We start from the raw sequence: 16,040 nt of genomic DNA, 5'->3' as shown, positions 1-16,040 counted from the left end.
GTTCACGAACGAGCCGTCCGGGCCCGTCCCCGCACCCGCGATTGAGGCCTAGCGTGGAGTCATGGCTAGCCTCGTGGGCATGACTGACCGACATGACAGCCGTGCCCCCGACCAGACCCGAGAGGTGCGGATCACCCGCAACTGGCTCGACCACGCGGAGGGCAGCGTCCTCGTCGAGTTCGGGCGCACGCGCGTGCTGTGCGCGGCGTCCTTCACGGAGGGCGTCCCGCGCTGGCTCAAGGGCAAGGGCACCGGATGGGTCACCGCCGAGTACGCCATGCTGCCCCGCGCCACCAACACCCGTTCCGACCGCGAGAGCGTCAAGGGCCGCATCGGCGGCCGCACCCACGAGATCAGCCGCCTCATCGGGCGCAGCCTGCGCGCTGTCATCGACACGAAGGCCCTGGGCGAGAACACCATCGTCCTCGACTGCGACGTGCTGCAGGCCGACGGCGGCACCCGCACCGCCGCCATCACCGGCGCGTACGTGGCCCTGGCCGACGCCGTCGAGCACGCCCGCTCCCAGGGCCTCGTCGGCAAGAAGGCCCAGCCGCTGACCGGCTCGGTCGCAGCCGTCTCCGTCGGCATCGTCGAGGGCCGTGCCGTCCTCGACCTCGACTACCCCGAGGACTCGACCGCCGAGACCGACATGAACGTCGTCATGACCGGCGACGGCCGCTTCATCGAGGTCCAGGGCACTGCCGAGGGTGCGCCCTTCGACCGCGACCTGCTCGGCCAGCTGCTCGACCTCGCCACGAAGGGCTGCGCCGACCTCACCGAGCGGCAGCACGCCGCCCTGGCCGGGGAGGTTGCCCCGTGACGCAGGTCGTCCTCGCCACGCGCAACGCCCGCAAGGTCGAGGAGCTGCGCGAGATCCTCGCCGACGTGAGCGCCGACCTCGGGCTCGAGATCGTCGGTCTCGACGGCTTCCCCGACGCGCCGGACGTCGTCGAGGACGGCGTCACGTTCGAGCAGAACGCCATCCTCAAGGCCGCGTCCGCGGCCCATGTGACGGGCCTGCCCGCCCTCGCCGACGACTCCGGCCTGGCCGTCGACGTGCTCGGCGGCTCGCCCGGCATCTTCAGCGCCCGCTGGTCGGGTGGGGGCGGGGACCGCGCCAACCTCGAGCTGCTCCTCGCACAGCTCGGCGACGTCCGGGACGAGCACCGCGCCGCCGCCTTCGTCTGTGCCGCTGCCATCGTGCTGCCGGACGGACGCTCGGCCGCGGAGCTCGGGCGCTTCCCCGGCACCGTGGGCCGCGAGCCGCGGGGCACCAACGGCTTCGGCTACGACCCGATCTTCCTGCCATCCGACCAGCCGGACGGCAACGAACGCACACTGGCGGAGTACGACGCCGACGAGAAGAACCACGTCTCGCACCGGGCGCTCGCCTTCCGTGCACTCGTGCCACACCTGAAGGAGCACCTGAGGCCATGACCACCACCAGCCCGGCAACCCGTCCCGAGACCGCCCCACAGCAGCCGGCCCGTCCGCTCTGGTGGGGCGCCGTCGACGGGCTGGTGGCCGGGCTGCTCACGGTCGGGCTCGCGACGCTCGCCGCAGCGCTGCTGACGGCCGTCGGCCAGTCCTCGGGCCAGCCGGCCCCCATCGCGGCGGTCAGCGGGGCCTTCATCGACCGGACGCCGCCGTGGCTCAAGGACTTCGCCATCGCGACCTTCGGCACCAACGACAAGCGGGCCCTGCTCGTCGGCACCGTCGTCGTGCTCGCCCTGGCGTGCGCCGCGGTCGGCGTGCTCGCGAGCCGCCACCTCGTCGCCGGCCTCGTCGTCTTCGCCGTCGTCGGGGTCGTAGGCGCGGCCGCGGTGCTCACCCGTCCGGGCGCCGGCCCGGCAGACGTCCTGCCCACGATCCTCGGCACCGCTGCCGGCATCTGGTTCCTCAGCCGCGCCTCGGCCCCCTCGTCCAGCTCGACGGGCGCTGCCGGTCCCGGCCGACGCTGGGTCATCGGGGGAGCGGTCGGCGCCGTCGCGGCATACGCCGGCAGCTACCTCGGGGGCGACTCGGCGGCCGCCACGGTCTCGCGCGACGCGCTCAAGAGCACGCCGCTCAAGGGCACGAAGCTCGCCATCCCCGCCGGCGCCGATCTCAAGGTGCCGGGTCTGACGCCCTACATCGTCCCGAACGCCGACTTCTACCGGATCGACACGGCGATCGTCGTGCCGCGCATCGACGCCAACGACTGGAAGCTCAAGGTCACCGGCATGGTCGACCGTGAGGTCGAGATCGACTGGAAGACGTTGCAGGGCAAGCAGATGCAGGAGGCGCTGGTCACCCTGACGTGCGTCTCCAACGAGGTCGGGGGCGACCTCATCGGCAACGCCGTCTGGACCGGCTGGCCCGTGCGCGAGCTCCTCGCGATGGCCGGCCCCAAGGCCGGTGCCGACATGGTGCTCCAGACGAGCACCGACGGCTTCACCGCCTCGACCCCGCTCGGCGCGCTCACCGACGACCGCAACGCCCTGCTCGCGATCCGGATGAACGGCGAGCCGCTGCCCTTCGAGCACGGCTTCCCCGTGCGTGTCGTCGTGCCGGGCCTCTACGGCTTCGTCTCGGCGACGAAGTGGGTCACCGAGCTCAAGGTGACGACGTATGCCGCCGACGTGGCCTACTGGACGCCGCGTGGCTGGTCGGCGACCGGACCGATCAAGACGGCCTCGCGCATCGACGTCCCCAAGGCCGGGGCGAGCGTCAAGGCCGGCACGGTCGCCGTCGCCGGGGTCGCGTGGGCGCAGCACACCGGCATCTCCAAGGTCGAGGTGCAGGTCGACCAGCAGCCCTGGACCGAGGCTCGCCTCGCCGCCGACGCGAGCATCGACACGTGGCGCCAGTGGGTCTACGAGTGGGACGCGACGCCGGGCAGCCACGACATCCGCGTGCGCGCCTACGACGCCAAGGGGCAGGTGCAGTCGCCGCTCGAGGAGCCGCCCGCACCCGACGGCGCCACCGGCATCCACGTCGTCAACGTCAGGGTGGAGTGACGTCGGGGGTCCCCGAGCCGACGACGGCCTCGGCCTCGATCTCGACGAGCAGGTCGGGGTCGATGAGGGCGGTCACCTGGACCATCGTCGAGGCCGGCCGCACGTCGGCGAAGACCTCGCCGTGCGCGCGACCCACCGACTCCCAGTCACGGATGTCGGTGACGAACATCCGGGTCCGCACGACGTCCGAGGGCGAGGCCCCGCACTCCGCGAGCGCCTCGACGACGATCTCGAGCGCGACCTTCGCCTGCGTGTACGCGTCGCCGGGCGCGACGACCCGGCCCTCGCGGATCGCCGTGGTCCCCGCCACGTGCACGGTGTCCCCGACGCGGACGGCCCGCGAGTAGCCGACGACGCCCTCCCACGGACCGCCCGTGCCGATGTTGCGCCTCATGAGCGCAGGCTAGTCCTGACCGGTGAGCGTGCGGGTGGGCTCGACAGGGACGCGGCCGGCAGGAGGAACCAGTGCCGGGCCACGCAGAGGATCCGTGCATGCTCGACGGGCCCGTCGGTGCTCTCGAGCACCGCGCGCTCCGTCACCTCGGCGAGGGCTCCGCACTCCGGGCACGTCGTCGTGTCGAGCGCGGCCCCGACCGATGCGTTCGTCCTGTCCATGACGCACCTCCTCGTCCGTGGGTCATGGGAGACGGAGCGCGGACGGCGGCTCCTGATACCCGGGCGCCGCCAACTACAGTGGGGGCCGCGCACCCCGCGAGCGGACGTGGTGGAACTGGTAGACACGCAGGATTTAGGTTCCTGTGCCCTAGGTGTGCGGGTTCGAGTCCCGCCGTCCGCACCAGCCGGACCGACCTCGTGTCCGGAACGGGTACGAGCCCCGCAGACATGACGACGAAGGAGCAGATCGTGACCGCACGACTCGAGCCCGGCGAGCAGGCGCCTGCCTTCAGCCTCACCGACGACACCGGCCAGACCGTCAGCCTCGCCGACTTCGCGGGCCGCAAGGTCATCGTCTACTTCTACCCGGCCGCCATGACGCCGGGCTGCACCAAGCAGGCCTGCGACTTCAGCGAGTCGCTGGACTCGCTGAAGAAGGACGGCTACGAGGTGGTCGGCATCTCCAAGGACACGCCGGCCAAGCTGGCGAAGTTCCGCGAGCGCGACCACCTCACCATCCCGCTGCTCAGCGACGAGGACCTCGCGGTCCACACGGCATACGGCGCCTGGGGTGAGAAGAAGCTCTACGGCAAGACCGTCGAGGGCGTCATCCGGTCGACGTTCGTCGTCGACGAGGAGGGCAAGGTCAGCCACGCGTTCTACAACGTCAAGGCGACCGGCCACGTCGCCAAGCTCCGTCGCGACCTCGGCATCGCCGACTAGAGTCGCAACCGTCCCCCGAAAGGAAGCCAGATGAGCGACACCGTACGGATCGAGCAGGACATCCAGGCCGCCCGCGCGCGCCTCGAGGGCACCGTCAACGAGCTGGCCTACCGTGCCCAGCCGCAGGTCATCGCCCAGCGTCAGGTGCAGGGCCTCAGGCTGCGCCTCGCCGCGGCCACCCACACCGAGGACGGCGAGCTGCGTATCGAGCGCATCGGCGCCGTCGTGGCGGCAGCCGTCGTCGTCGTGGTCGCCGTCGGCTTCCTGCGTCGCCGGCGCTGATCCGGCCGGCCGGCCCACCCACTGCCGTGGCCAGGAAGGATGCTGCCGCAGCGGCGGCCCGACTGCCCGTCCGGATGCTGCACGACCGCGTCCTCGTCTCCCTCGAGAACGAGGGCGAGCGGCGCTCCGGCGGCGGCATCCTCATCCCCGCGACCGCGTCGGTGGGCAAGCGCCTCGCGTGGGGCGAGGTCGTCGCCACCGGCGCCAACGTGCGCCAGGTCGAGCTGGGCGACCGCGTCCTCTTCGACCCCGAGGACCGCGGCGAGGTCGAGCTGCACGGCAGGGACTACGTCCTGCTCCGCGAGCGCGACATCCACGCCGTCGCGGCGCGACGCGTCGAGGACGGCCAGACCGGCCTCTACCTCTGAGGCTCGCTCCGTCGGTCGGGCGTCGGTCGGGCGTCAGTCGGGGCGCAGCCCGAGCTTGCGCAGCAGTCCCGGACCGGGCCACACCGGCTTGCTCGGCAGTGGCCACTTCTTCGCGTCCTTCTGGTTGAGCATGACGTACTTGTCGAAGCAGACCTGCTGCGACACCGGTCCGTAGAGGTCGGAGGCCTCGCTCATCCACACCTTCTGGTGGGAGGCGCGGTAGTCGGCGGGCATCGAGTCCCACAGCGCCTTGTTGAAGCGCCGGACCGAGGGGTTGCGCTTGCCCGGCCGGATCGCCTCGTCGTCGACGGCACCGCCACCACCGGCCAGCGCGGTCTGGCCCGCGCCCAGCCCGGGGATCGCGGTGCCCGCGAAGTCGGCCGACCAGCCTCGGTAGGTGATGCCCCAGGCCTTCGTGATCACGTCGATGTCGACCTCGCCGACCTTGCCCTTGGCGGGCCAGTCCGTCGAACGGACCCGGCCTGCGCCGACGGACAGGGCGATGTGGCCGTGCTTGCCGCCCGCCCAGTAGACGGGGGCGCCCGCAGGGGCGTCGGTACCACCGCGGCGCTGCGCCGCGCGTGCCCAGGCGGCGTTGGCGTCGGCCAGCCCGAAGGTGTGCGGAGCGGCGATGCAGTTCCACACGAAGTTGCAGCACATCCCGACCGGAAGGTACGTCGTGAAGGCGCGCGCCTTGCCGACGCTCGCTCCCGGCCCGCGAACGGTGACGCCGCGGTCGCCGCCGCCCGGCGGTGGGGGCTCCTCGGTCCACGGCAGGTCGGGCATGACCTCCCGCTCGCCCTGGTCGCCTCGGTCCAGCTCGTCGTCCCAGCCGCTCATCGCATCTCCCCTCGAGCCGGCGACGCGGTCACCCGCGCCCCGGGTGGAACCTCCATCGTCCAAGGGAGGCGCGGCGCTGTCAGCCTGATACGCGAATCAAGAGGGACAAAGGGAAGACCCCCGTCCGGATCGCTCCGAACGGGGGTCTTGAAGTGCGCCGCCAGGGACTCGAACCCCGAACCCAGTGATTAAGAGTCACTTGCTCTGCCAATTGAGCTAGCGGCGCAACGAGGGGAAACGTTAGCAGCCGTCCCGCGCCGGGACAAAATCGGTCGCCCGGAGGTGTCCCGAGTCCCGCGCCTGGGCCCTCGCAGGGGCCGGGCGGCCCGGTGCTGCGGGCGGATTCGCGTGACTACGGGGTCGCGCTCGCCGTCGAGATGAGTGACAGCGCGAGGCTGACGACGATGACGCCGATGATGACACCGACCGTGATCCGCTGGGCCTTCTTGTTCCCCATGAGCATGACCCCATTGTGCGGTATGCCGCGGAGGCGCCGGTGCGGCGCCGCGGGCGTACGCTGAAGTGGAGACAGGGTCACCCGGTCAGGGTGCCCCGTCGGCAGGAGAGGACCCGACCCTTGCGCGGCGTCGGTCCTCCAGGGCAGGAAGTGACGAGCGAGCCGCGGCCACCCATCTCGTCATGCTCCCGGAGGAGCCACCGTGAACGCCATGCCCCTGTCCCCGCCCACCGACACCTCCCTACCGGAGGCCGCCGCCGGGCCACCGCCCGACGACCTCACGAGTCGCCTCGCCCTGTCGCCCCATCTGGGGGTGAGTGCCTCCGACGGTGTGTGGTGGCCGAGGTCGAGCGACCTGCGCGTCGAGGTGCCGCTGCTCGACGTCGCCGTGCACGACCGCACCCGCGCTCGGATCGCACGGTTCGGCTACGAGCGTGCCGGGTGGGAGGACGGACCTCGCACGGTGCGCAGCCCGATCGGGATCACGCACCTGGGCTGGTTCGAGCACAGTCGCTTCCCCGACCACGTCCTGCTGTCCCTGAGCAACTACGGCAGGCTCGTCCTCACGGTGCTCCCGCCCGACACCGACGGCGAGACCGCACGCACGGCGATGGCGACGGTCGGGGAGTAGCGGCGGCGGTCTCCCGCCGGGCCGCCGTCGGACGTCACGGGCCGTCTGACACGAGCATGGCGCGCACGGCGGCCCGCAGGTCGCCGGCGCCGTCGTCCATGACGGCCGCGCGCATCCGCTGGTAGCCGGCGCCGTCGCGCAGGATGTCCTCGATCCCTGTCAGCTCACGCGTGCACGCGAGGCGCCGCGCGGTGGGCTGCAGCTGCTCGAGGAGGTCGTGGATGTCGTCGACGACGTGGACCTCGGCGTTGTCGGCGTCGCGGATGATGATCGCGTCGAGCCCGTAGCGGGCCGCCCGCCACTTGTTCTCCTGCACGTGCCACGGGGGCAGCGGGCGTGCGAGGACGCCCTCGTCGAGCTGGTGCTCGAGGTGAGCGACGAGACAGTGGATGAGGGCGGCGACGGCGGCCACGTCCTGCGGGCGCGAGAAGCCGTCGCAGGCCCGGACCTCGATGGTGCCGAGGCGCAGCGACGGCCGGACGTCCCAGCGCAGCTCGCTCGCGTCGGTGACGACCCCGGTCGTGAAGACGTCGTGGAGGTAGGCGCGGTACTGCGCCCACGTCTCGAACTGGAAGGGCAGGCCGGCCGTGGGCAGCTGCTGGAAGAGCATCGTGCGGTTGCTCGCGTAGCCGGTGTCGGCCCCCGAGCCGTAGGGGGAGGACGCCGACAGGGCCGTGAGGTGCGGGTGGTAGGTCAGCAGGGCGTTGACGAGGGGCCAGACCTTCGCGGCGGATCGGACGCCGACGTGGACGTGGACCCCGAAGATCACCATCTGCCGGCCCCACCACTGGGTGCGGTCGATGAGGGTCGCGTAGCGCTGGCCCTCGGTGACCTGCTGGTCCTCCCACCGGGCGAACGGGTGCGCCCCGCCGCCGTAGAGCAGGACGTCGAGCTCGGAGGCCGCGCGCTGGACGCGCCCCAGTCCGTCGGCGAGGTCCGCGGCTGCCTCCTCGGCGTTCGCGCAGACGCCGGTGACGATCTCGACGGTGTTGCGCAGCAGCTCCTGCGTCACGGTCGACCGCGACTTCGTCGGTCGGGCGTGACCCGTGTCCTCGGGTCCGTTGGCGAGGCCGAGCAGCTCGACGGCGCGCGAGGTGAGGTCGAGCGTGGCCGGGTCGAGCAGACCGATCTCCCACTCGACGCCCAGGGTCTGACCGGCAGACGGTGAGAACCGCGCGTCCACCGACGGCTCGCTCGGGTCGTTCATGGGTCACCTCGGGGTCGTCGGGGAAGCGACCGCAGAGCAGCGTTGCGGGCTGCGGGCCGGTGTGAGCGGCTGGGACGAGCCTATCGGCGCCGGACTGCCTCAGCCCGGGACCGGTCCGAGATGCAGCACGGCCCGGCTCCCCTCGGGGAGCCGGGCCATGCGTTCATCCTGACGAGCAGGACCGTTGGGGTGAGTGACGGGACTTGAACCCGCGGCCACCTGGACCACAACCAGGTGCTCTACCAGCTGAGCTACACCCACCATGCACAACACGAGCCGGGCCCGAGGGCTCGGCGCCGTGTCACGGCGTCGACAATGCTACAGGCTCTCGTGAGGTGCTCGTGACCACCCCGTCGACGGCACCGCTGACGGCATACGCCATCGCCCGAAGGGCTGCTCCACAGCGCTCAGTGCTCGATGACGTGAGGCGACGCGAGCGCCTTGGCGGTGGCGCTGTCGGGGCCGGGCTGCGGCACGAAAACCGCCTGGCGGTAGTAGCGCAGCTCGGCGATCGACTCGCGGATGTCGGCGAGCGCCCGGTGCCCGCCGGACTTCTTCGGGGCGTTGAAGTAGACCCGGGGGTACCACCGGCGCGAGAGCTCCTTGATCGAGCTGACGTCGATGATGCGGTAGTGGAGGTAGGACTCGAGCACGGGCATGTCGCGCGACAGGAAGCCGCGGTCGGTCGCGACGGTGTTGCCGCCGAGCGGGGCCTTGCGCGGCTCGGGGACGAAGGTGCGGACGTAGTCGAGGACGATGTGCTCGGCCTCCTTGAGCGTGACCCCGGAGTCGAGCTCGGTGATGAGGCCCGAGCTGGTGTGCATGTCGCGGACGAAGTCGTCCATCTGCTCGAGGGCCTCGTCCGGCGGCTTGACGACGACGTCGATGCCGTCGCCGAGCTGGTTGAGCTCGAAGTCCGTGACGAGGGCGGCCACCTCCACGAGGGCGTCGGACTTCAGGGACAGGCCCGTCATCTCGCAGTCGATCCAGATGATCCGGTCGGCGATGGCTCGGTGGTTGGTGTCACTCACCGGTCCACCATAGAGGCTGAGGGGGACGAGCCCCGGTCGGCGGCCACAGCGCTGCACTAGCCTGCCCTCATGACCTCAGGGGACGTGACGACACAGGGGACTGGCGCGAGCCCGGGCGGGCAGGCGCAGCAATGGAGTCCGGCGCGCAACCCGACCCGACGGCCGATGCTCCGCACCGCGCTCACCATCGGCGTCGCGGCATCGGTCTTCCTCGTCTGCCTGCTCATCCTGCTCGGCATCCTCGGCGACCGGCTCACGACCCAGACGATCGTCACGTCGGCGCTCATGGCGATCATCCCGGTGCTCGTCATCGTGCCGACCTTCCTCTGGCTCGACCGCTACGAGGCGGAGCCGGCGCGGTACATCGTCTTCGCCTTCCTCTGGGGGGCGCTCGTCGCCGTCGTCGGTGCCTTCTTCCTCAACACCTTCGGCCTCAAGATGCTCGTCGAGGCGCGCTGGACCGACCCGCTCGAGACGGGTGCCGTCTACCTCGCGCCGGTCACCGAGGAGACGCTCAAGGGCCTGGGCATCCTGCTCATCTACCTGTTCCGTCGGCGCGAGTTCGACGGGATCATCGACGGCATCGTCTACGCCGGGCTCATCGGAGCGGGCTTCGCCTTCAGCGAGAACATCCTCTACCTCGGGCAGGCCTACAACGAGTACGGCGGTGAGGGCCTGACGTCGACCTTCCTCGTCCGTGGGCTCATGGGTCCGTTCGGTCACCCGCTCTTCACGTCGCTGACCGGCATCGGGATCGGCATCGCCGTGTCCGCCCGACGTCCGGTGGTGCGCGTCGTCTCGATCCTCGCCGGGTGGTTCTGCGCCATGCTGCTCCACGGCCTCTGGAACCTCTCGGCGCTCGCCGGGATGGACGGCTTCTTCGCGGCGTACGTCTCCTACCAGGTGCCGCTCTTCCTCGCCTTCATCGGCTTCCTCCTCTGGCTGCGTCGGCGGGAGGGTCGGCTCATCGGTCGCTACCTCTCGCCGTACGCCGACGCCGGCTGGCTCACCCACGCCGAGGTCACGATGCTCTCCCACCTGCGGCTGCGTCGTGCGGCGCGGGCCTGGGCGCGGCAGAACGGCGGTCGTCCTGCGAAGCGGTCGATGGACGCCTTCCAGGACAGCGCGAGCGACCTGGCGCTGCTGCGCTCGCGGCTCGTCCACGGCACCGCCGAGGACGGGGCGTCGGAGCGCGAGATGGTGCTGCTCGAGGCGATCACGTCGCACCGTCGTGACTTCGTCGGCTCGCCCGTGACCTGAGCCGGCGCGGCGCCTAGCGGTGCCTATCATTGGACGGCGCCCGGATCGGGCGACCCGCCCCTGTAGCTCAGCGGATAGAGCAAGAGCCTTCTAATCTCTTGGTCGCAGGTTCGAGTCCTGCCGGGGGCACTGTGCACCGGCCTGCCGGAATACTCGGCGCGCTCCGTCATCGGCTGCGATGCTGGTGGCGTCAGCCGGCGTGTGATGGATCGCACCGCCCCGGTGTCGTCCGCGCGCCTGACGGGAGGGCGGCGCGCTCATGTCGGATCGAGCCTCGGGAGTCAGCAGGATCCCCATCATCGGCTGGCTGCGCTCGTACGACCGCAGCTGGCTCAGGGGAGACCTCATCGCGGGCGTCACCGTCCTCGCGCTCGTCGTCCCGAAGAACCTCGGCTATGCCGGCATCGCAGGGATTCCCGTGCAGAACGGCCTCTACGCGGCAGCCGCCGGGGCGATCCTCTACGCGATCTTCGGCACGAGCCGGCAGATCTCGGTGGGGCCGAGCTCGGGACTCGCGGCCGTCGCGGCGAGCGCCGTCCTCGCGGCCGGCATCGCCGACGAGAAGGCCGTCGCGTCGTTCGTCGCGGGGATCACCCTCGCGTCCGGGGTCCTCTACCTGCTCGTCGCGGTGCTGAAGATGGGGTGGATCGCCCAGTTCCTCTCCCGTGCCGTGGTCACCGGATTCCTCTTCGGGGCCGCGATCGACGTCGTCATCGGCGAGCTGCCGAAGCTCACCGGCACGAAGGTGTCGGGGAGCAACCCGCTCCAGGAGCTGCGGTCGTGGTTCACGACGCTCGGCGACGCGCACGGCACGACGGTGCTGGTGGGCGTCCTCTCGCTGGCCGTCGTCTTCGGTCTGCGCGTCGTCGCGCCGAGGGTGCCGGGTGCGCTCGTGCTGGTGGTCGGCGGTCTGCTCGCTTCGTGGCTACTGGGTCTGGGTGACCACGGCGTCGCCCTCGTCGGAGACGTGCCGAGAGGTCTGCCCACCCTCGTCCTGCCCGACATGCAGCTGATGTGGGACCACGTCGGCGTCGGGGCCGTGGCGGCCTTCGCCCTGGTGCTGATCGGCTTCTCCCAGACCGCTGGCGACGCGCGCGCCTTCGCCGCCAAGCACCGCTACCAGATCGACATCGACCAGGAGTCGGTCGCGCAGGGGTTCGCCAACGCCGGTTCGGGCGTCCTGCAGGGGATGCCCGTCTCGACCAGCCTGTCGGCGAGCTCGCTCAACGACCACTCCGGCGCCAAGTCGGGGCTGGCCTCGCTCACCACGGGATTCGCGGTCCTTCTGACGCTGCTGCTCCTGGCGCCGCTCTTCTCCGACCTGCCCAAGCCGGTGCTGGCCGCCATCATCATCGAGGCCGTCGTCATGGGGATGATGGATCTCCCGGAGATGCGACGCCTCTTCCGTGTCAAGCGCTTCGACTTCGCGGTGGCCGTCGCGGCGCTGCTCGGCGCTCTCGTCTTCGGCGTGCTGGCCGGCGTCATCATCGGGGTGGCGCTGTCGATCTTCTGGCTCATCAAGGTCTCCACCCGACCGCACATCCCGACGCTCGCACGCGAGCCGGGCACGGACGTCTACCGCGACCTCGCCGACCACCCCGACGGTGAGACGGTCCCCGGCATCGTGGTGATCCGGATGGACGGCGGGCTGTTCTTCGCCACGTCGGACGCCCTCGAGGACCGCGTCCGTGAGGTCATCCACGAGGACCCGGCTGTCAAGGGGATCGTCCTGGACTGCGGCGGCATCGACTACGTCGACTCCCAGGGGTCGGCCAAGCTGGCCGACGTGCTCGATCTGGCCGAGGACTCCGGGGTCGTCCTGCGGCTGGCCAGGCTCAAGGCTTCGGTGCGGTCAACGCTCGAGCTCGACGGCGTCATGGAACGGCTCGGTGCCGACCACCTCCACGGCAACGTCGCCCGTGCCGTGGCGGCCGAGCGCCGGGAACGGGCCGGTCGGCCGGACGAGTGAGCGGCCGGACGCCCGTGTCCACCGGGCGGATCCGGTGCCCGCGTGGCACTCTCAGGTCACGACTCGGGGTATGTCGTAGAGGCGCGCCGCCTTTCAGTTTGGTTGTGCCAGTGCGACACGGAAGGATACGGGCGTGGCAGGTGATTCAGGGGTGGGCAATGCCCGTCTCCTCGCGAGCGTTCAGGCACTTCGGTCTGCCGTCTCCGACGCCTCCCTGCCCCTCGACCTGTCGTCGGCCCCGGCTGCGCGCCTCGCGCGCACCCGTCTGCTCGACCAGCTCGACGACTACGTCATCCCGCGCCTGACCTCGCTCGACGCCCCGCTCCTCGCCGTCGTCGGCGGCTCGACCGGCGCCGGCAAGTCGACGCTCGTCAACTCCGTCGTCGGGCGCGAGGTGACCCTGCCCGGCGTCCTGCGGCCGACGACCCGCTCGCCGGTGCTCATCCACCACCCCTCCGACGCCGCGTGGTTCTCGGGTCCGCGCATCCTGCCGACCCTGGCCCGCATCACCGGTCGCCACTCGTCGTCGGACGGCCCGGGCGCGGTGCGCCTCGTCTCGACGGACGAGGTCGCCGCCGGGCTGGCCCTGCTCGACGCGCCCGACATCGACAGCGTCGTCGAGGCCAACCGTGACCTGGCGACGCAGCTGCTCGCGGCCGCCGATCTCTGGGTCTTCGTCACGACGGCCGCCCGCTACGCCGACGCCGTCCCGTGGGAGCTGTTGCGCGAGGCCTTCGAACGCGGCACCGCCGTCGCCGTCGTCCTCGACCGCGTGCCCGCCGCCGCCGTCGACGAGATCCGCACGCACTTCGCGTCGATGCTGCGCGAGCAGGGGCTCGACCAGGCGCCGATCTTCACGGTCGTCGAGTCCGAGCTGGTCGACGGCCTGCTGCCCGCCGACCAGACCGAACGGCTGCGGGGCTGGCTCGCGGCTCTCGCCGGCGATGCGCAGGCTCGCGCCGACGTCGTGCGCCAGACGCTCCAGGGGGCGCTCGTCTCGCTCGACACCCGCACCCAGTCGCTCGTGGCCGCCTCCGAGGACCAGACCGCGGCGGGCCGGGCGCTCGTCGACGCGGCCGCAGCGGCCTACGACGAGGCGAGGGCGCAGGTCCACGCGGGCATGCTCGACGGCACCCTGCTCCGCGGCGAGGTGCTCGCCCGGTGGCAGGAGTTCGTCGGCACGGGAGAGTTCTTCCGGCAGGTCGAGTCGACCGTCTCGAGGGTGCGCGACCGGTTCACGTCGTTCCTCAAGGGCGAGCCGGCCCGGGCCGACCACCTCGGCGAGGCGCTCCAGTCCGGTGTGGAGTCCCTCGTGGTCAACCGCGCCGAGCTCGCGGCGGGCGCCATCTCGCGTTCGTGGCGCACCCTGCCCGGCGGCGACCAGCTGCTCACCGCCGACCCGACCCTCGCGCGCTCGGGCACCGACCTCGACCAGCGGATCCAGCGCCTCGTCCGCGACTGGCAGGGCGACATCCTCCAGATGGTCCGCGACGAGGGTCGCGACCGCCGCACGACGGCCCGGATCATGGCCTACGGCGTCAACGGTCTCGGCGTGGTCCTCATGCTCGTGACCTTCGCGAGCACGGCTGGGATCACGGGCGCCGAGGTCGGCATCGCGGGCGGCACGGCCGTCGTCGGCCAGAAGCTGCTCGAGGCCGTCTTCGGCGACCAGGCTGTCCGAGAGCTCGCGCGCCAGGCCCGCGAGCAGCTCACCGCGCGCGTCGACGCGCTGTATGCCGCCGAGCTCGCCCGCTACGAAGGAGCTGTCACGACGTTGCACGTCGACACCGACCAGACCGAGCACCTGTCCGCGGCCGGTGCCGCAGTCAAGGCAGCGCGATGAGCCCGATCAGGATGGGCCGCGCCCGGGTGGCGACGGTCTCGGCGGCTGAGCTGGGCACGCGCACGACCGAGCTGTCGATGGCGCTCGTGTCGGGTGCCGACGAGCTCGACCCCTCGGGCGTCGAGGTCGCGCGACGGGTCGTCGACCGGGCCGTCGAGCGTTCCGGCATCGCCGGTGACCACACGGTGGTCGCGCTCGCCGGGGCGACGGGCAGCGGCAAGTCCTCGCTCTTCAACGCCCTCGTCGGCGCCGACGTCGCCACGATCGGTGCCCGTCGCCCGACGACCTCCCGCCCGACGGCCGGCCTCTGGGGCGACGCCGACGCGTCCGAGCTGCTCGAGTGGCTGGGGGTGGCCTCCCGTCACGTCGTCGACACGTCGGCCGGTGCGGGGGACGGGCCCGTCCAGGTCGCCGGTTCCCTCGACGGGCTCGTGCTCCTCGACCTGCCGGACTTCGACTCCCGCGAGCTCGAGCACCGTCGTGAGGCCGAGCGCGTGCTCGAGCTCGTCGACGTCTTCGTCTGGGTGACCGACCCGCAGAAGTACGCCGACGCCCGACTGCACGACGAGTTCGTGAGCCTCCTGTCGCACCACGACGCCGTCACCCTCGGCGTGCTCAACCAGGCCGACCGTCTGACCGCCGAGGGTGTCACGGTCCTCACCCAGGACCTCACGAAGCTCCTCCTGGCCGACGGAGTCGCCGACGCCAAGGTGCTCGCGACCTCCACCCTGACCGGTCAGGGGATTCCCGAGCTCAAGCAGCGACTGGCGAATGCCGTTGCCGGACATGCTGCTTCGCGTCAGCGCCTCAAGGCCGATGTCGTCGGTGCCGCGACGAAGCTGCGTCCCGGGGTCGCCGACTCCGAGGCGGACGTGGGCCGTGTCCCGCGCGAGGCCCTCGACGCCTCGCTGGCTCGCGCAGCGGGTGTCCCCATCGTGCTCGACGCCGTCGCGCGCGACTACCGTCGCGAGGCGTTCGCGCACACCGGCTGGCTCTTCGCCCGATGGACGAAGGGCTTCGCCTCGGACCCGCTCCGTCGTCTCCGTCTCGACCGCACCGGCGGACGGCCGCCGATCCCCGTCGAGATCGACGGCGCCGACGTGCGCGCCGTGCTCGGCCGGTCGTCGATCCCGGCCCCGACCGTGTCGACCGCCTCTGCCGTCGACCTCGCCACGCGCAGCTTCGTGCGCGACGCGTCCGAGGGGCTGCCGGTCCGCTGGGCCCACGCCGTCGAGGACGCCGTCGACGGCGGCGACGGCGCGCTGAGCGACTCGCTCGACCGTGCCGTCATCGGCACCTCCCTGCGCGCGCGCCGCCCGGTCTGGTGGTTCGTCGTCAACATCCTCCAGTGGGTGCTGGGACTCGTCGCCCTGGCCGGGCTCATCTGGTATGCCGTGCTGTGGGCCTTCGCGCTGCTGCAGCTCCCGCGCCCTGAGACCCCCGCCGTCGGCATCCTGCCGCTCCCGCTCGTCATGCTCATCGTCGGCGTGCTGATCGGTGTCGGGCTCGGGATCCTGTCCCGGTGGTGGGCGCGCGTCGGTGCTCGGCACCGGCGCACCGTCGTCGGCAAGCGCCTGACCGAGTCCGTCGCGGCCGTGGCCGACGAGCACATCCTCATCCCCGTCGACGAGGTCCTCCTGCGTCACCGAGAGACCCGCGAGCACCTCGAGGCCGCAGCCGGCTGACGCGCCCCGGGCGCAGGGGGCGCTGTCCACATCCCCTCGGCCCGGTGTCCTGGTGTCCACAGGCGGCTGACGCCCGCTGTCGGCCGGGCCCGTCGCGTCCGAGGGTGGGTGCAGGCGGCGCGAGGCCGCC

Annotated in this window: 16 protein-coding genes and 4 tRNA genes; 13 read left to right on the top strand and 7 right to left on the bottom strand. The window is 71.7% G+C overall.

The window, feature by feature from the left end:
* Window positions 1-79: 79 nt before the first annotated feature.
* The 3 genes from rph to AB4Z14_RS13430 are packed head-to-tail and all read left to right on the top strand — an operon-like array spanning window position 80 to window position 2,999.
* Window positions 80-820, top strand: a complete 741-nt coding sequence (gene rph, locus AB4Z14_RS13440) for a ribonuclease PH (RefSeq protein ID WP_442275614.1) — start codon at window positions 80-82, stop codon at window positions 818-820.
* Entirely contained in the window at window positions 817-1,437 is a 621-nt protein-coding gene (gene rdgB, locus AB4Z14_RS13435) for an RdgB/HAM1 family non-canonical purine NTP pyrophosphatase (RefSeq protein ID WP_442275613.1), read from the top strand. Before rph ends, rdgB begins: the two co-directional genes overlap by 4 nt.
* Window positions 1,434-2,999 carry a molybdopterin-dependent oxidoreductase gene (locus AB4Z14_RS13430; protein ID WP_442275612.1) on the top strand — a complete coding sequence of 522 codons (1,566 nt, stop codon included), beginning with the start codon at window positions 1,434-1,436 and terminating at the stop codon, window positions 2,997-2,999. The genes rdgB and AB4Z14_RS13430 overlap by 4 nt, the downstream gene beginning before the upstream one ends.
* On the opposite strand, the gene AB4Z14_RS13425 is transcribed toward AB4Z14_RS13430, so the two are convergent.
* Window positions 2,986-3,393 (bottom strand): RidA family protein, encoded by a 408-nt coding sequence (locus AB4Z14_RS13425; protein ID WP_442275611.1) that lies wholly within the window; start codon window positions 3,391-3,393, stop codon window positions 2,986-2,988. The two genes, AB4Z14_RS13430 and AB4Z14_RS13425, sit on opposite strands and share 14 nt — an antisense overlap.
* Complete coding sequence (locus AB4Z14_RS13420; RefSeq protein WP_442275610.1) at window positions 3,390-3,614, bottom strand: hypothetical protein; 225 nt, start codon at window positions 3,612-3,614, stop codon at window positions 3,390-3,392. The genes AB4Z14_RS13425 and AB4Z14_RS13420 overlap by 4 nt, the downstream gene beginning before the upstream one ends.
* A 100-nt stretch (window positions 3,615-3,714) precedes the next feature.
* Between AB4Z14_RS13420 and AB4Z14_RS13415 the strand changes: the two genes are divergently transcribed.
* The 4 genes from AB4Z14_RS13415 (at window position 3,715) to AB4Z14_RS13400 (ending at window position 4,987) form a co-directional block, all read left to right on the top strand.
* Window positions 3,715-3,798 (top strand) — tRNA-Leu (locus tag AB4Z14_RS13415).
* A 65-nt stretch (window positions 3,799-3,863) separates the two neighbouring features.
* Complete coding sequence (gene bcp / locus AB4Z14_RS13410) at window positions 3,864-4,337, top strand: thioredoxin-dependent thiol peroxidase (RefSeq protein WP_442275609.1); 474 nt, start codon at window positions 3,864-3,866, stop codon at window positions 4,335-4,337.
* Window positions 4,338-4,367: 30 nt separating this feature from the next.
* A complete protein-coding gene (locus tag AB4Z14_RS13405) occupies window positions 4,368-4,619 on the top strand; it encodes a DUF3618 domain-containing protein (protein ID WP_442275608.1) in 252 nt (83 codons plus the stop codon).
* 74 nt (window positions 4,620-4,693) lie between these two features.
* Entirely contained in the window at window positions 4,694-4,987 is a 294-nt protein-coding gene (locus AB4Z14_RS13400) for a GroES family chaperonin (RefSeq protein WP_056827140.1), read from the top strand.
* A gap of 33 nt (window positions 4,988-5,020) precedes the next feature.
* Here AB4Z14_RS13400 and AB4Z14_RS13395 read toward each other — a convergent pair whose 3' ends face one another.
* Both AB4Z14_RS13395 and AB4Z14_RS13390 read right to left on the bottom strand, forming a co-directional pair.
* Window positions 5,021-5,827, bottom strand: a complete 807-nt coding sequence (locus AB4Z14_RS13395; protein WP_442275607.1) for a hypothetical protein — start codon at window positions 5,825-5,827, stop codon at window positions 5,021-5,023.
* 153 nt (window positions 5,828-5,980) lie between these two features.
* Window positions 5,981-6,053, bottom strand: a tRNA-Lys gene (locus AB4Z14_RS13390).
* A gap of 442 nt (window positions 6,054-6,495) precedes the next feature.
* Between AB4Z14_RS13390 and AB4Z14_RS13385 the strand changes: the two genes are divergently transcribed.
* Window positions 6,496-6,915: a DUF5994 family protein gene (locus AB4Z14_RS13385; protein WP_442275689.1), complete on the top strand. Its 420-nt coding sequence runs from the start codon at window positions 6,496-6,498 to the stop codon at window positions 6,913-6,915.
* Window positions 6,916-6,949: 34 nt separating this feature from the next.
* On the opposite strand, the gene AB4Z14_RS13380 is transcribed toward AB4Z14_RS13385, so the two are convergent.
* The 3 genes from AB4Z14_RS13380 to orn form a co-directional block, all read right to left on the bottom strand.
* Window positions 6,950-8,122 (bottom strand): glutamate--cysteine ligase, encoded by a 1,173-nt coding sequence (locus AB4Z14_RS13380; RefSeq protein WP_442275606.1) that lies wholly within the window; start codon window positions 8,120-8,122, stop codon window positions 6,950-6,952.
* 185 nt (window positions 8,123-8,307) lie between these two features.
* A tRNA-His gene (locus AB4Z14_RS13375) sits at window positions 8,308-8,383 on the bottom strand.
* A gap of 146 nt (window positions 8,384-8,529) precedes the next feature.
* Complete coding sequence (orn, locus tag AB4Z14_RS13370) at window positions 8,530-9,153, bottom strand: oligoribonuclease (protein WP_200959189.1); 624 nt, start codon at window positions 9,151-9,153, stop codon at window positions 8,530-8,532.
* A gap of 69 nt (window positions 9,154-9,222) precedes the next feature.
* Here orn and AB4Z14_RS13365 point away from each other — a divergent pair, with 69 nt between their 5' ends.
* The 5 genes from AB4Z14_RS13365 (at window position 9,223) to AB4Z14_RS13345 (ending at window position 15,910) form a co-directional block, all read left to right on the top strand.
* A complete protein-coding gene (locus tag AB4Z14_RS13365) occupies window positions 9,223-10,413 on the top strand; it encodes a PrsW family intramembrane metalloprotease (RefSeq protein WP_442275605.1) in 1,191 nt (396 codons plus the stop codon).
* A gap of 56 nt (window positions 10,414-10,469) precedes the next feature.
* A tRNA-Arg gene (locus tag AB4Z14_RS13360) sits at window positions 10,470-10,542 on the top strand.
* Window positions 10,543-10,672: 130 nt separating this feature from the next.
* Entirely contained in the window at window positions 10,673-12,382 is a 1,710-nt protein-coding gene (locus AB4Z14_RS13355; RefSeq protein ID WP_442275604.1) for a SulP family inorganic anion transporter, read from the top strand.
* 133 nt (window positions 12,383-12,515) lie between these two features.
* Window positions 12,516-14,225, top strand: coding sequence for a dynamin family protein (locus tag AB4Z14_RS13350; RefSeq protein ID WP_442275603.1), 1,710 nt, complete (start codon window positions 12,516-12,518; stop codon window positions 14,223-14,225).
* On the top strand, window positions 14,222-15,910 hold the full coding sequence (locus AB4Z14_RS13345) for a GTPase (protein ID WP_442275602.1): 1,689 nt from the start codon (window positions 14,222-14,224) through the stop codon (window positions 15,908-15,910). Before AB4Z14_RS13350 ends, AB4Z14_RS13345 begins: the two co-directional genes overlap by 4 nt.
* Window positions 15,911-16,040: the final 130 nt, after the last annotated feature.

This window comes from Terrabacter sp. 2TAF16 (assembly GCF_052115065.1).
GTDB lineage: Bacteria > Actinomycetota > Actinomycetes > Actinomycetales > Dermatophilaceae > Terrabacter.
The sequence above is the reverse complement of the archived record's forward strand: the minus strand, read 5'-3'. Positions and strand labels throughout refer to the sequence as shown.